This window comes from Streptomyces sp. NPDC039609 (genome assembly GCF_055596705.1).
In genome coordinates, this window is sequence record NZ_JBVIUJ010000015.1 from 86143 (window position 1) to 98984 (window position 12842).

A 12842-nucleotide genomic window follows, 5' to 3' on the forward strand; every position below is an offset into this window, starting at 1 on the left:
AGCCCCAACCACCCCTCAGTCCCAACCGCCCCAGGGCCCCCGACCACTCCCGCAGCCCGGCACCCCGCAGCCCGGCACCCCGCGGTCCGGCCCCCCGGCCCCAACCACCCCTCAGCCGGCACCCCCCAGCCCGGCACCCCCTGCAGTCCCAAGCACCCCCAGCCCGGCACCCCCCCAGCCCACCCCCCTCACGCCGCCAGCTCGTGTCCCGTCCGCCTCGCTACCCTCCCCGTCAGCGTCAGCGTCAGTGTTGCCGCTGCCAGGCCGCCCGTCAGGGCCGTCCACCAGAGCGTCGCCGGGTCCAGGTTCGTGTACAGGGTCACGCCCAGGGTGAGGGCCGCGAAGCGGGCCACGCCCCAGGTCCAGCTGAACGCGCCCTGGTAGCGGCCGCGGGCGTGGGGCGGGGCCAGGTTGGCGATGACCGTCGCCGCGATGCCCGCGACCACCACCTCGCCCAGCGACCAGACGACCACCGACACCGTGAAGCCCACGACCCCGTCCGCCAGACCCGTCAGCGCCACGCCGATCGCGATCAGCGCGCTGCCCGCGCCCTGCACCGGGAGCTGGGGAAGGCGGGACAGCCAGGCCGTGACGAAGGGCTGGAGGGCGACCACCAGGATCGCGTTGACCGCCGCCATCGCCCCGTACACCGCCGGCGAGAGACCGCTGTCGTGGACGGCGAGCGGCAGGGCGACCTCCGTCAGGGAGTAGACGAAGAGCTCGACGCCGAAGAGGGGGAGCAGTGCCATGGCCAGCCGGTCGCGGAAGACGACTCCGTACCCGATGCCGTCGTCCGAACCCTGCGCCGCCTTCGCGCGCGGCGGCTCGCTCAGGCGCGTCGCCACCACCACCGCGTAGATCAGCATCGTCCCCGCGTCCACCGCGAACAGCAGCCAGTAGCCCTGCGCCGCCAGGAAGCCGCCGAGCACGCCCGCCACCGCCGTACCGATGTTCACACCCCAGCCGAACAGGGCGTACGCGCGCTGCCTGCGCTCCGCGTCGACCGCGTCGGCCATCAGCGCGTACGCCGCCGGGCCGACCAGCGCCCCCATCGCGCTGATCAGCAGCGCCGCGGCCGCCATCGTCCACACGCCCGGCGCCACGAAGAGCGCGCCCTGTGCCGCTGCCGAGCCGACGAGCCCGATCAGCATCGTCGGACGGCGGCCGACGCGGTCGGCGAGGACGCCGCCCACCGCCGGGCCGAGCAGATTGCCGGCGCCCAGGGCACCGAGGACGTACGTCGTCTCGGCCCCCGTCACATCACGCGCGGCGAGGAAGAACACGAGGAAGGGCGTGACCATGAAACCGAGCCGGTTGATGACGGTGCCGGCGAAGACGGTCCACACGGTGGACGGAAGCCCGCGGAAGGAGGAGAACATGCGAGGACCATGCGCCCGGGGCACCACTGCCCTCCACTGATTAAGCTCAGACCGAATCGATCAACGGTGTGGGGGACCCATGGAATCGGGGCTCAACTTCTCGGCGGCGGACCTGGCGCAGACCCGGTTCGCGGTCTCCCCCATGTGGGAGGTCGTCACCAGCTTCCGGCTGCTCAGGGACACCACTGATCCGCCGCTGCACCGGCGTTGGGCCGCACAGGTACGGCCCCGGCTCACGCAGGCGGGACTCGACAACGGCTGGCTGGCCGAACTGGTCCCGGGCCACGGCTACCTCGCCGACTTCCTCAACCCGACCCCCGCCACCCCCTTCCCCACCCTCGCCGCCGAACTGGACGCGATCCGCGCTTCCACGCCCGCGCAGGTGCGCGACGACCTGGACATCCTCCGCACCAAGGACCCGGCCGGCCACCGCCCCTCGCCCCGGCTGCGGCTGCTGCGCGAGGCGCCCGAGGAGGCCCTGGAGAAGGTCGCCGCCGAGATCGAAACGTACTGGGAACTCGCCCTCGCCCCCTACTGGGCCCGCATCCGTCAGCTCCTCGAAGCCGATGTCTTCCACCGCGCCCGGCAGGTCGCCGAGCACGGCTCGGCGCGCGTCCTCGGCGAACTCCACGAGACCGTCCGATGGGACGACGACACCCTGCACCTGGTCCGTCGCCACTGCGCCACCATGACCCGCGACCAGGTCGGCTCGGGGCTCCTGCTCGTCCCCTCGGCGTTCGCCTGGCCCCGCGTCCTGACCCGCGCGGTGGCCCCGGATCCGCCCCAACTCGCCTATCCCGCACGGGGTGTCGGCAACCTCTGGGAGCCGCGCACGAACGCCGCGACCGACGCCGTCGCCGCCGTCCTCGGCCGCTCCCGCACTCTGCTCCTCACCGAGCTCGACACCCCGGCCTCCACCACCCAACTCGCCGCCCACTGCGGCCTGTCGGCCGCCGGCGTCTCCCAACACCTCACGGCCCTGCGCAACGCGGGCCTCGTCACCGCGCACCGCAGCGGCCGCTCCGTCCTCTACGCCCGCACCTCCGTCGCGGACGCCCTGCTCGCCCCCTCGGAAGAGCTCGTCTGACCCGAACCTGATCCCGATCCCGATCCCCAACCCCATCCCATCCCGAACCCGATCCCCAATCCCCAATCCCCATCCCATCCCGAACCCGATCCCCAATCCCTATCCCATCCCGAACCCGATCCCGATCCCCACTCCCACCCCGATGCAGATCCAGATCCAGATCCAGATCCCGATACCGGTCGGATCGGGTCGTCGTCGTACGTGGCGGAGCACGGCTCTCGTGGTGCTGAGGGACTTCCCGGCTTCCATACGCTCTTGCGTTGGAGTCCACTCCAGCTTCTAAAGTGCCGCGCGAACCGGTTGCACGCCGGAAGACCGACGGGGAGGTCCGACACATGCGATATCGCGTACTCGGCGGGACCGGGATCGAAGTCAGCGCCTACTGCCTCGGAACGATGATGTTCGGCGCCGTCGGCAACCCTGACCACGCGGACTCCATACGGGTCATCCATGCCGCGCTCGACCACGGCATCAACTTCGTGGACACCGCCGACATGTACTCGGCCGGCGAGTCCGAGGAGATCGTCGGCAAGGCGCTGCGCGACCCCAGGCGGCGGGACGGCGTCGTCCTCGCCACCAAGGGGTACTTCCCGATCGGCGAAGGGCCGGCCCGCGGCGGTCTCTCACGGCGCTGGCTCACCCGGGCCGTCGAGGACAGCCTGACACGGCTCGGCACCGACCGGATCGACCTCTACCAGGTCCACCGGCCCGACCACCGTACGGACATCGAGGAGACGCTCGCCGTCCTCGGCGACCTCCAGGCACAGGGCAAGATCCGGGCGTTCGGCTGCTCGACCTTCCCCGCCGAGGAGATCGTCGAGGCGCACGCCGTCGCCGAGCGGCGCGGCCTGCGCCGCTTCCGCACCGAGCAGCCGCCGTACTCGCTGCTCGCGCGGGGCATCGAGGCCTCGGTGCTGCCGGTGGCGCAGCGGTACGGGATGGGGGTGCTGACCTGGAGCCCGCTGGCGTCCGGGTTCCTCACCGGGAAGTACCGCAAGGACCGGCCGATCGACCTCACGAGCGGGCGCCCCGCGCTCCATCCGCACCGCTTCGACCCGACGATCCCCGGCAACGCCGCGAAGCTCGACGCCGTCGAGCGACTCGTCGCCCTGGCGGAGGACATCGGCTGCTCGCTGCCCGAACTGGCCATCGCCTTCGCGGCGGCGCACCCGGCCGTGACGTCCGTGATCATCGGGCCGCGGACGGGGGAACAGCTGGAGGGGCTGCTGAAGGGCGCCTCGCTGGTCCTCGACGACGAGGCCCTCGACCGGATCGACGAGATCGTCCCGCCGGGCACGAACCTCTACCAGCCGGACGGCGTGTGGCGCCCGCCGGCTCTGACGAACGCGATGCTGCGACGCCGGGCGCTGGGCGAACGCGCGGCGGGGTGAGGGCGGCCCCACAGCGGTCGCGGGGTGGGGGACGGACTCCCCGGCCCGAGGACGAGGACGAGTGCGTGAAGGGAGTGACCGCCGCCGGCCGGCGGCCGGCGGGGGCTTCCTGTCGGTGTGAGGGGCCATGCTTACCGGCATGGGTACGAAGAGGCGTCCGATCACGACGGACGAGCGCAGGGCCCGGCTGGCCGTACGGCACCGGCTGACCGGGACGGCGCGGGCGGTGGACGTGGCCGAGGTCGCGGAGTCCCTGGTGGCTCTGCACGCGACCGACCCGGCGAGCGTCTTCCTCGCGGTGGGGGCGCGGCTGCGCGGGGACGAAGGGCCGGTACGCGCTCTGGAACAGGCCCTGTACGAGGACCGGACGCTGACCCGGATGCACGGGATGCGGCACACCATCTTCGTCTTCCCGACCGACCTCACCCCCGCCGTGCACGCCTCCACCACGCGGGACGTCGCCACCCGCGAACGGGCCATGCTGATCAGGGACCTGCGCAAGGGCAGCGTGTACGACGAGGAGTGGCTCGCGGAGACCGAGCGTCTGCTGACCGCGGAGCTGGCGGCGCGCGGCGAGGCGACGGGCGCGGAGCTCGGTGCGGCCGTACCGCGGCTGCGCGTGCAGTACGTCTACGGGGTCGGCACCCGTCACGAGGGGAACCAGCCGCTCTCCAGCCGGCTGCTGCGGGTCCTCGGCATGGAAGGCCGGATCGCCCGTGGACGGCCGCAGGGCACCTGGACCTCCAGCCGCTTCCGCTGGACGCTGACCCCGGAACGCCCCGACCCCAGCGACGCGGACGCCCACGCCGAACTCGTACGGCGCTGGCTGGCGACCTGCGGGCCGGCGACCGAGGCCGATCTGAAGTGGTGGACCGGCTGGAAGGTCACCGACGTCCGCAAGGCGCTGGCGGCGCTCGGCGCGGAGGAGGTCGAGCTGGCGGAGGGCACCGGCTACGTCCTGCCGGACGACACCGCTCCCGTACCGGAGCCGGAGCCGTGGGCGGCACTGCTCCCCGCGCTCGATCCGACGGCGATGGGCTGGCAGCAGCGCGACTGGTACATCGATCCGGAGTACAGACCGGTGTTGTACGACCGCAGCGGGAACATCGGCCCGACGGTGTGGTGGAACGGCCGCGTCGTCGGCGTCTGGGCCCAGCGCCCGGACGGCGGGATCGCCCACCGGCTGCTCGCCGACGTGGGCGCGGAGGCCCTCGCCGCCATCGCGGAGGAGGCGGAACGGCTCGCGGGCTGGATCGGCGACGTACGGGTGACTCCCCGCTTCCGCTCGCCGCTGGAGCGGGAACTGGCGGCCGGGGGGTGAGTCCGGGAGAAGAGACGACGGGGGACGGGATGTCGGGAGCCGGCAGGACGGGAGACGAGGCGTCGGGAGCCGACACGACGAGGGACGAGGCGTCGGGAGCCGACCGGGCGCGAGACAAGGCGGCGGGAGCCGACACGACGAGGGACGAGGCGTCGGGAGCCGACCGGGCGCGAGACAAGGTGACGCGCGACAAGGTGACGCGGGACAAGGTGTCGGGAGCCGAGACGACCGGAGGCGAGATGTCGGTCCTGCTGACCTCGCCCCAGCGCACCTCCACGACCCTCCTGATGTCCGAGGCGGCGGCCCGTCGGGGCATGGGGGTACGGGTCCTGGAGGGGCCGCCCGAGGCGCTTGTCCCCGGGCGTTCGGGGCACCACTGGTACGGCGGCCCGCTGCTTGCCGACCGGATCGCCCCGCCGTTCGGTCTGGGCCTTCTGGAACCGGCGGACGCGTGGCTCGCGGACCTTCCGGAGGAGTTCACCGCCCGTCGCGTCGTCCTGACGACCCTGGGCGAGGCCAGAGCGAGCCTTCGGCACCCCGCGTTCGTGAAGCCGCCCGGCGACAAGTCCTTCCCGCCCGCCGTGTACGCGGACGGCGGGCCGCTCACGGAAGGGGTGCCGGGGCGTCTGCCGCCGGACACGGCGGTCCTCGTCTCGGACGTGGTGAGCTTCGCCTCCGAGTTCCGGCTGTTCGCGCTCGACGGCCGGATCGTCACGGGGAGCCGGTACGCCGTGTACGGCCGTCTCGACCCGGGTCCGCTCTCGGCCGGTGCCCGCCGCTTCGGCGAACGGCTCCTCGCCGCGGCGGGCGAGTCGCTGCCGAGCGCGGTCGCCGTCGACATCGGCCTGGTCACGGACATGGACACCGGACGGGAACGGTGGGCGGTGGTCGAGGCGAACATGCCGTGGTTCGCGCACAGCTACGCGGCCGAGCCCGACCGCGTCCTCGACGTCGTGCTGCGCGCGGCGGGCCCGCTGCACCACGTCACGGAACGGGACCGTCGCTTCCTGCGCCCGAGGAGGTCCGAGGCTCGCACCGGGGTTCGGGCCGTGCTTCCTGCGGGTGGAATCCGAGAAGAATCCGGATCGGCCCCCGCGAGGTGTCGAGGATCGGCGCCCGGCTCCGACGTCCCCTGTGAAAGGCATCCGGGAAACGGATGAGCCACCACCGAAGGAGAACGTCATGAAGTACCTCGTCATGGTGCAGGGATCCCAGGCCGACTACGACGTGATGAGCGGCAAGCGCCCCGGGCAGGGTCCCGTGTGGAGCGAGCAGGACATGAAGGCGATGTTCGAGCACATGGGGTCGATCAACAACGACCTCGCGGAGTCGGGAGAGCTGGTCGACGCGCAGGGGCTCGTCGAGCCGGCCAGGACGCGGTTCGTGTCCGTCGACAAGGCCGGGCAGCCGGTGATCACCGACGGGCCGTACAGCGAGACGAAGGAGCTGCTCGCCGGGTACTGGGTGCTCGACTGCGCGAGCCTGGAGCGGGTCACCGAGATCGCGGCGCGCGTCGCCCGGTGCCCGCAGCCGGACGGTGCGCCGGAGTACCCGGTGGTGATCCGCCAGATCGACGAGCGGTCCGAGTCCGAGTTCCTCGCCGGCTGAGCATGGACGAGGAGGAGACGGTCGAGGACCTGCTGCGCCGGCACGCGCCGCAGGTCCTCGGCGCGCTCGTACGCCGTTACGGGCACTTCGACGCCGCCGAGGACGCCGTACAGGAGGCGCTGCTGGCCGCCGCGCGGCAGTGGCCGGAGGCGGGGACGCCGGCGAATCCGCGCGGCTGGCTGATCCGGGTGGCCTCGCGACGGCTGACGGACCACCTGCGGGCGGACGAGGCGCGGGCGCGGCGGGAGGAGACGGCCGCCCGGCTGGAACCCCGCGAGACCCGGGCCGCCCCGTCCGACGACGACACCCTCACGCTCCTCTTCCTCTGCTGCGACCCGGCGCTCGCGCCCGCCGCCCGGATCGCGCTGACGCTGCGCGCGGTCGGGGGCCTCACGACGGCGGAGATCGCCCGGGCCCATCTCGTACCCGAGGCGACGATCGCGCAGCGGATCAGCCGGGCGAAGGCGAAGCTCCGCGACCACCCCTTCCACCCTCCGGGCCCGGACGACCGGGACGCCCGGCTGGCCACCGTCCTCCAGGTGCTCTACCTGATCTTCAACGAGGGCTACACCGCGACCTCGGGCCCCACGCTCCACCGCGGCGACCTGGCCGGCGAGGCGATCCGGCTGACCCGGGCCGTGCGCCGTCTGCTGCCCCGGGAGGGCACGGTGACCGGCCTGCTGGCCCTGATGCTCCTGACGGAGGCCCGCAGCGCGGCCCGCACGGGCTCGCACGGCGAGCTGATCCCCCTGGACGAACAGGACCGCGGGCTCTGGGACGCCGCCGCGATCGCCGAGGGCACGGCCCTGGTCGAAGAGGCCCTCGCGGAGGGCCCGCCGGGCCCGTACCAGCTCCAGGCGGCGATCTCGGCCCTCCACGACGAGGCGGCGCGCCCCGAGGACACGGACTGGCCGCAGATCCTCGCCCTCTACGACCTGCTGGTCGCCCAGGCCCCCGACCCGATGGCGGAACTGGGCCGCGCGGTGGCCGTCGCGATGGTCCACGGCCCCGAGTCCGGCCTCACCGAACTCACCGCCCTGGAACCCCGTCTGAAAGACCACCACCGCCTCGCAGCGGTCCGCGCCCACCTCCTCGAACGCACCGGCGCGACCGAAGCGGCCCGCGAGGCCTACGAGGAAGCGGCCGACCTCACCCTGAGCCTCCCGGAACGCCACTACCTGCGAACACGGGCGGCCCGGCTCCCCGGGGGTGCGTGACCGTGTGCCGACGCGTCAGTCCGTCGCGATGCCCTTCAACTTCTTGGCGATCTTCGTGAGGCGCGCGCCCTGGTAGCGCGCCGCCTGGAGCACGTTCTCCTCCGGGGCACCGTTCGCGCCCGGGTGCGCCGTGCCGTAGGGGTTGCCGCCCGCCGCGTAGACCGCCGGGTCGGTGAATCCGGGGGAGACGATGACCGAGCCCCAGTGGTGGAAGGTGTTGTAGAGCGCCAGCAGCGTCGACTCGTTGCCGCCGTGCACGTTGTGGGCGCTGGTGAAGGCGGTCGCCGGCTTGTCGGCCATGACGCCCTGCTGCCACAGCCCGCCCGAGGTGTCGATGAACTGCTTCAGCTGCGCGGCGACGTTGCCGAACCGGGTGGGCGAGCCGAGAGCGTAGGCGTCGGCCCACTCCAGGTCGTCGAGCGTCGCGATCTCGGCTTCGCTCGTGGCGTCCACATGGGCGCGCCAGGCCGGGTTCGAGTCGATGGCGGCCTCGGGGGCAAGCTCGGGCACCCGGCGCAGCCGGACCTCCGCACCCGCCTTCTCGGCGCCTTCGGCGACGGCCTGGGCGAGCTCGTGCACGTTCCCCGTGGCCGAGTAGTAGATGACAGCAACCTTGACGGACATGACGAGCCCCTTAAGCGGATTACGTTCCGGTTCGACGAGACGAGCGTAAGTGGATATCAATCCACTTTGCAAGGGGAACCCGCGAGGAACCGGATATCGCTCCGTTATGCTCGAGTCACGGACGGACCGAGGGGGGCGACTCGGGGCGAAGGGCGAAGGGCAGGCGGACGAGATGACCACGAAGAAGAGACCGGGACCCGGTCCCGCATCGGGCCCCTCGCAGGGGCCCGGGACCGCCACCGGACCCGAGCCGATCCCCGGACCCGATGCGATCCCCGGACCCGCGCCGGTCCCCGGATCCGATTCGATCCCCGGACCCGAACCGATCCCCGGACCGCTCCCCGCCTCCGGCGTCCCCTCCGCCCCCGGGATCACCCTGCTCCCCACCGCCGGTCGCGCCGCCCCCGAGCGGGCCGACGCCGCGCGCAACCGGCGCAAGATCCTCGACGCGGCGGCTCGGATCGTCGCCGAGGTGGGGCCCGAGGCCGTCACCATGAACCAGGTCGCCCACGCCAGCGGTATCGGCGTCGGCACGGTCTACCGCCGCTTCGGCGATGTCTCCCAGCTCCTGTGGGCCCTCCTCGACGACCGGGAGCGGCAGTTCCAGGAGGCGTACATGGGCGGCCCGCCCCCGCTCGGCCCCGGCGCCCCCGCCGACGAGCGGCTGCACGCCTTCCTCGACGCCCTCGTCGACCGGGTCATCGAGCAGCGCGAACTCCTGCTCGCCGCCCAGGCCGCCGCCCCCAGCGCGCGCTACACCAGCGGCGCGTACCTCGCGATGCACACCCATGTCGCCCTGCTGCTCTCAGGGCTGCGGCCCGAGGCGAACGGCGCGCTGCTCGCCCATCTCCTGCTCGCGCCGTTCTCACCGAGCCTGATGCACCACCTGTCGGCCGAGCGCGAGCTCTCCGCCGACGAGCTCAAGGAGGGACTCAGCGCACTGCTGAACCTGGGGGGATGAGCCCCGCGAGCCCGTCCAGGACGCGGGCGAGACCGAAGGCATAGGCGTGGCCGGCGTCGTACAGACCCTGGTACGCCACGGCCGACGCCTCCCCCACCCGCGTCGCCAGCGGGAAGCGCTCCGGGTCGAGCACCCGGGTCAGCAGCGGCTCGTGCGCGGCCCACCACTCGTGGTCGGACAGCACGCTCTCCCGCTCCACGGCCCGCGCGTCCAACTCCGTCCGCGCCACGGTCTGCACGAAGCCGAGGACATGGGTCAGCGCCGAGTCCATGGCCACGTCGTCGAGCCCCACACCCTCGAAGGCGCCGAGCTCGTGCTCGTACTTCGTCATCACCCCCGGGCCGAGCGGCGGCCGGTGGACCCGGAGCTCCGCCAGCCACGGATGGCCCAGATACAGCGCGCGGTTGGCGTCGGCGACCGCCGTCACCCGCTCCCGCCAGGGCTCGCCCGCCGCGAAGGCCGGACGCGGCATCGCCAGGAAGACGGAGTCCAGCATCAGATCGAGCAGCTCGGCCTTGCCCGGGACGTAGGTGTAGAGCGTCATGGGGGTCACGCCCAGCCGCTGGGCGACCGCGCGCATGGTGAGAGCGTCGAGCCCGCCCTCGTCGGCCAGACCGATCGCCGCGTCCACGACCGCGTCGACCGTCAGCCCCTGCCGAGGGCCTCGCCGGCCCCCCGGGACCGACGGCGCGCCGTCCCGCCACAGCAGCTCCAGGGTCCGCGCCGGATCGCCCGCCCCACTGCTTCGCTCCTTCGCCATGGCACCCATTCTCGCAGGTCAGACCTATTTCCCATTACTTTGTACGGTGTATAGAGTATCGTGGTCCTGATACGGGACCACCATCGGAGGGCGCACACATGACCACCCCCGCCGCAGCGGACAGCCACCACGTCATCCAGGTCCGCGGAGCCCGGGAGAACAACCTCAAGGACGTCTCCGTCGACCTCCCCAAGCGCCGCCTCACCGTCTTCACGGGTGTCTCCGGCTCCGGGAAGTCCTCGCTCGTCTTCGGCACCATCGCCGCCGAGTCGCAGCGCCTGATCAACGAGACCTACAGCGCCTTTCTCCAGTCCTTCATGCCGGCCCTCGGCCGACCGGACGTGGACGGACTGCACAACCTCAGCGCCGCGATCGTCGTCGACCAGGAGCGGATGGGCGCCAACTCCCGCTCCACGGTGGGCACGGCGACCGACGCGTACACGATGCTCCGGATCGTCTTCAGCCGCCTCGGCACCCCGCACATCGGCACCTCCGGCGCCTTCAGCTTCAATCTGCCCGAGGGCATGTGCCCGCGCTGCGAGGGCGTCGGCCAGATCTCCGACATCGACGTCGACGAGCTCGTCGACCGGACCAGGTCCCTCAACGAGGGCGCCATCACCGTGCCGGGGTACGCCGTCGACTCCTGGATGTGGCAGATCATGGCCAACTCCGGCTTCTACGACCCCGACAAGAAGCTGGCGGACTTCACCGAGCAGGAGTGGGAGGACCTCCTCCACAAGCCGTCCTGCAAGGTGAAGGTCGGCTCCAACAACTTCACCTACGAGGGCCTGGTCCTGAAGCTCCAGCGCACGGTCCTCTCCAAGGACCGTGAAGCCATGCAGGCCCACATCCGGGCCTTCGTGGACCGCGCCGTCGTCTTCCGGACCTGCCCCGAGTGCGAGGGCACGCGTCTGACCAGGGCCGCCCTGTCCTCCCGTATCGACGGGGTCAACATCGCCGAGTGCTCGGCGATGCAGATCAGCGACCTGGCCGACTTCGTCCGCCGGATCGAGGACCCTTCCGTCGCCCCGCTCCTCGCGGGCCTGCGCGAACTGCTCGAGTCCCTCGTCGAGATCGGCCTCGGCTATCTCAGCCTGGACCGGGCCTCCGGCACGCTGTCGGGCGGCGAGGCGCAGCGCGTGAAGATGGTGCGGCACCTCGGCTCCTCGCTCACCGACGTCACCTACGTCTTCGACGAGCCCACCACGGGACTGCACCCGCACGACATCCAGCGCATGAACGACCTGCTGCTGCGGCTGCGCGACAAGGGCAACACGGTCCTCGTCGTGGAGCACAAGCCGGAGGTCATCGAGATCGCCGACCACGTGGTGGACCTGGGTCCGCGGGCGGGCTCGGCCGGCGGCGAGATCTGCTACTCCGGCGACGTGCCCGGCCTGCGCACCTCCGGGACGCTGACCGGCGACCACCTCGCGCACCGGGCGAAGCTGCGCGCCGAGGTACGGCCCCGGACCGGCTCGCTCTCCATCGAGGGGGCGACCCAGCACAACCTCCGGAACGTGAGCGTCGAGATCCCGACCGGCGTCCTGACCGTCGTCACGGGCGTGGCCGGCTCCGGCAAGTCGTCCCTCATCCACGGGAACCTGCCGGGCCGGGAGGGTGTCGTCGTCGCCGACCAGTCCCCGATCCGCGGCTCGCGCCGCTCGAACCCGGCGACGTACACGGGAGTGCTCAACCCGATCCGTACCGCCTTCGCCAAGGCCAACGGCGTCAAGGCCGCGCTCTTCAGCGCCAATTCCGAGGGCGCGTGCCCGACGTGCAACGGGCTCGGGCTCGTCTACACCGACCTGGCGATGATGGCGGGCGTCGCCTCGGTCTGCGAGGAGTGCGAGGGGAAGCGCTTCACAAGTGCGGTGCTCTCCTACACCCTCGACGGGAAGAACATCCACGAGGTCCTGTCGATGTCGATCGAGGAGGCGTACGACTTCTTCACGGCGAAGGGCCAGGCCCGGACGATCCTCGGCCGGCTGAAGGACGTCGGCCTCGGCTATCTCCGCCTCGGCCAGCCCCTCAACACCCTCTCGGGAGGCGAGCGGCAGCGCCTGAAGCTGGCGATCCACATGGCCGAGAAGGGCGCGACCTACGTCCTCGACGAGCCGACCACCGGGCTGCACCTCGCCGATGTCGACCAGCTCCTCGCCCTCCTGGACCGGCTCGTCGAGGCGGGCAACACGGTCGTGGTCATCGAGCACCACCAGGCGGTCATGGCCCACGCCGACTGGCTGATCGACCTGGGTCCCGGCGCGGGCCACGACGGCGGCAGCATCGTCTTCGAGGGCACCCCCGCCGAACTGGTCGAGAAGGGTGACACCCTGACGGCACGCCACCTCAAGGCGTACGTGGGCGCCTGAGCCGTCGCCGTGGGTGCGGGGCGCGAACGTCTCCCGTACCCACGGCTCCCCCGGGGGCCCATCGAACTCCCGACACCCGTCCATCCCCTGAAACGATCTGGACCCCGCCCTGCCTCACGGCGCAC

At 72.2% G+C, this 12842-nt stretch carries 11 protein-coding genes; 8 read left to right on the top strand and 3 right to left on the bottom strand.

Annotation, left to right across the window (positions count from 1 at the left end):
• Window positions 1-188: 188 nt before the first annotated feature.
• The gene (locus tag ACZ561_RS34270) at window positions 189-1379 is read right to left on the bottom strand and encodes an MFS transporter (RefSeq protein ID WP_471002751.1); all 1191 of its coding nucleotides are present in this window, start codon (window positions 1377-1379) and stop codon (window positions 189-191) included.
• Between the two features lie 79 nt (window positions 1380-1458).
• Between ACZ561_RS34270 and ACZ561_RS34275 the strand changes: the two genes are divergently transcribed.
• From ACZ561_RS34275 to ACZ561_RS34300, 6 genes are all read left to right on the top strand, one after another.
• Window positions 1459-2466: an ArsR/SmtB family transcription factor gene (locus tag ACZ561_RS34275; RefSeq protein WP_471002754.1), complete on the top strand. Its 1008-nt coding sequence runs from the start codon at window positions 1459-1461 to the stop codon at window positions 2464-2466.
• Between the two features lie 335 nt (window positions 2467-2801).
• On the top strand, window positions 2802-3857 hold the full coding sequence (locus ACZ561_RS34280) for an aldo/keto reductase (RefSeq protein WP_471002757.1): 1056 nt from the start codon (window positions 2802-2804) through the stop codon (window positions 3855-3857).
• A gap of 139 nt (window positions 3858-3996) precedes the next feature.
• Window positions 3997-5178: a winged helix DNA-binding domain-containing protein gene (locus tag ACZ561_RS34285; RefSeq protein WP_471002760.1), complete on the top strand. Its 1182-nt coding sequence runs from the start codon at window positions 3997-3999 to the stop codon at window positions 5176-5178.
• A gap of 29 nt (window positions 5179-5207) precedes the next feature.
• Window positions 5208-6338, top strand: coding sequence for an ATP-grasp domain-containing protein (locus ACZ561_RS34290; RefSeq protein ID WP_471002763.1), 1131 nt, complete (start codon window positions 5208-5210; stop codon window positions 6336-6338).
• Between the two features lie 22 nt (window positions 6339-6360).
• Window positions 6361-6786 carry a YciI family protein gene (locus ACZ561_RS34295; protein WP_471002766.1) on the top strand — a complete coding sequence of 142 codons (426 nt, stop codon included), beginning with the start codon at window positions 6361-6363 and terminating at the stop codon, window positions 6784-6786.
• Between the two features lie 2 nt (window positions 6787-6788).
• Window positions 6789-8003: an RNA polymerase sigma factor gene (locus ACZ561_RS34300; protein WP_471002768.1), complete on the top strand. Its 1215-nt coding sequence runs from the start codon at window positions 6789-6791 to the stop codon at window positions 8001-8003.
• A gap of 15 nt (window positions 8004-8018) precedes the next feature.
• Here ACZ561_RS34300 and wrbA read toward each other — a convergent pair whose 3' ends face one another.
• On the bottom strand, window positions 8019-8627 hold the full coding sequence (gene wrbA / locus ACZ561_RS34305) for an NAD(P)H:quinone oxidoreductase (RefSeq protein ID WP_471002771.1): 609 nt from the start codon (window positions 8625-8627) through the stop codon (window positions 8019-8021).
• A gap of 172 nt (window positions 8628-8799) precedes the next feature.
• Here wrbA and ACZ561_RS34310 point away from each other — a divergent pair, with 172 nt between their 5' ends.
• Entirely contained in the window at window positions 8800-9588 is a 789-nt protein-coding gene (locus tag ACZ561_RS34310; protein WP_471002774.1) for a TetR/AcrR family transcriptional regulator, read from the top strand.
• On the opposite strand, the gene ACZ561_RS34315 is transcribed toward ACZ561_RS34310, so the two are convergent.
• Complete coding sequence (locus ACZ561_RS34315) at window positions 9560-10348, bottom strand: TetR/AcrR family transcriptional regulator (RefSeq protein WP_471002777.1); 789 nt, start codon at window positions 10346-10348, stop codon at window positions 9560-9562. The genes ACZ561_RS34310 and ACZ561_RS34315 overlap by 29 nt on opposite strands.
• A 98-nt stretch (window positions 10349-10446) precedes the next feature.
• Here ACZ561_RS34315 and ACZ561_RS34320 point away from each other — a divergent pair, with 98 nt between their 5' ends.
• Window positions 10447-12717: an ATP-binding cassette domain-containing protein gene (locus ACZ561_RS34320; protein ID WP_471002780.1), complete on the top strand. Its 2271-nt coding sequence runs from the start codon at window positions 10447-10449 to the stop codon at window positions 12715-12717.
• Window positions 12718-12842 lie beyond the last annotated feature (125 nt).

Excerpts from the sequence above, each read along its gene's own strand:
- ACZ561_RS34300 (WP_471002768.1), top strand. The coding sequence starts at position 6,789 with ATGGACGAGGAGGAGACGGTCGAGGACCTGCTGCGCCGGCACGCGCCG.
- ACZ561_RS34270 (WP_471002751.1), bottom strand. The coding sequence starts at position 1,379 with ATGTTCTCCTCCTTCCGCGGGCTTCCGTCCACCGTGTGGACCGTCTTC.
- wrbA (WP_471002771.1), bottom strand. The coding sequence starts at position 8,627 with ATGTCCGTCAAGGTTGCTGTCATCTACTACTCGGCCACGGGGAACGTG.
- ACZ561_RS34315 (WP_471002777.1), bottom strand. The coding sequence starts at position 10,348 with ATGGCGAAGGAGCGAAGCAGTGGGGCGGGCGATCCGGCGCGGACCCTG.
- ACZ561_RS34310 (WP_471002774.1), top strand. The coding sequence starts at position 8,800 with ATGACCACGAAGAAGAGACCGGGACCCGGTCCCGCATCGGGCCCCTCG.
- ACZ561_RS34280 (WP_471002757.1), top strand. The coding sequence starts at position 2,802 with ATGCGATATCGCGTACTCGGCGGGACCGGGATCGAAGTCAGCGCCTAC.
- ACZ561_RS34290 (WP_471002763.1), top strand. The coding sequence starts at position 5,208 with ATGTCGGGAGCCGGCAGGACGGGAGACGAGGCGTCGGGAGCCGACACG.
- ACZ561_RS34295 (WP_471002766.1), top strand. The coding sequence starts at position 6,361 with ATGAAGTACCTCGTCATGGTGCAGGGATCCCAGGCCGACTACGACGTG.
- ACZ561_RS34285 (WP_471002760.1), top strand. The coding sequence starts at position 3,997 with ATGGGTACGAAGAGGCGTCCGATCACGACGGACGAGCGCAGGGCCCGG.
- ACZ561_RS34320 (WP_471002780.1), top strand. The coding sequence starts at position 10,447 with ATGACCACCCCCGCCGCAGCGGACAGCCACCACGTCATCCAGGTCCGC.
- ACZ561_RS34275 (WP_471002754.1), top strand. The coding sequence starts at position 1,459 with ATGGAATCGGGGCTCAACTTCTCGGCGGCGGACCTGGCGCAGACCCGG.